Raw genomic sequence first — 787 nt, forward strand, 5'->3', positions numbered from 1 at the left:
TTAAGGGATACTGGCGGCATAAAACCCCATGAGCGTAAGCGGGCTGTAGCTCACCTGACACTGTCTGAGCGCGAGGAGATACGAGCTGGTTTGTCAGCCAAAATGAGCATTCGTGCGATAGCTACTGCGCTGAATCGCAGTCCTTCGACGATCTCACGTGAAGTTCAGCGTAATCGGGGCAGACGCTATTACAAAGCTGTTGATGCTAATAACCGAGCCAACAGAATGGCGAAAAGGCCAAAACCGTGCTTACTGGATCAAAATTTACCATTGCGAAAGCTTGTTCTGGAAAAGCTGGAGATGAAATGGTCTCCAGAGCAAATATCAGGATGGTTAAGGCGAACAAAACCACGTCAAAAAACGCTGCGAATATCACCTGAGACAATTTATAAAACGCTGTACTTTCGTAGCCGTGAAGCGCTACACCACCTGAATATACAGCATCTGCGACGGTCGCATAGCCTTCGCCATGGCAGGCGTCATACCCACAAAGGCGAAAGAGGTACGATTAACATAGTGAACGGAACACCAATTCACGAACGTTCCCGAAATATCGATAACAGACGCTCTCTGGGGCATTGGGAGGGCGATTTAGTCTCAGGTACAAAAAACTCTCATATAGCCACACTTGTAGACCGAAAATCACGTTATACGATCATCCTTAGACTCAGGGGCAAAGATTCTGTCTCAGTAAATCAGGCTCTTACCGACAAATTCCTGAGTTTACCGTCAGAACTCAGAAAATCACTGACATGGGACAGAGGAATGGAACTGGCCAGACATCTAG

Annotated in this window: 1 protein-coding gene; it reads left to right on the plus strand. The window is 47.3% G+C overall.

Annotated elements, in window-relative coordinates:
- Nucleotides 1-787 (plus strand): IS30-like element IS30 family transposase (locus A7589_RS22485; RefSeq protein WP_108189032.1); only part of this gene is annotated, 787 nt, incomplete at both ends.

It is taken from the genome of Escherichia sp. MOD1-EC6475, from assembly GCF_003046645.1.
Classification (GTDB): Bacteria; Pseudomonadota; Gammaproteobacteria; order Enterobacterales; family Enterobacteriaceae; genus Escherichia; species Escherichia ruysiae.